The sequence below is a fragment of the Bacillus sp. SIMBA_026 genome, assembly GCF_046535335.1.
GTDB lineage: Bacteria > Bacillota > Bacilli > Bacillales > Bacillaceae > Bacillus > Bacillus velezensis.
Map to the genome: position 1 here is coordinate 1 of NZ_JAWRWX010000048.1, position 374 is coordinate 374.

Sequence of the window (374 nt, forward strand, 5' to 3'; positions counted from 1 at the left end):
CGTGGATATGCGGTTTATCCCAGTGGGCGCAACGGAACAAGCCATCGTTGAAGCAGCTGCGGAGCAGGACTACCGGGTAAGCCGGGATGTCATCCGACGATCGACCTACGTTGACGTGAGCCAGCCCTGGGAGACAGTCCGGAACGCGGTGCTGGGGCGATCGCGTCGTCAGGATATGGCGCGTAGGCGCCGCAAGCTGGCTCAACTCGGAGAGATCTCGTCCTCGGTCCATGACGGCAAGGAAGATCTGCAGAATCTACTCGCCCAAGCACTCACCTTGGAAGCGGCAGGGTGGAAGGGAAACGAAGCAACTGCCATCCTGTCGCGACCCTCCACGACGCAGTTCTACCAGGAGCTATCTGCGTGGGCGGCGG

The 374-nt window shown here is 61.5% G+C and carries 1 protein-coding gene; it reads left to right on the forward strand.

Annotated elements, in window-relative coordinates; genetic code table 11:
- A partial coding sequence (locus SB847_RS20605) for a GNAT family N-acetyltransferase (protein WP_410578423.1) occupies positions 1–374 on the forward strand: 374 nt, incomplete at both ends.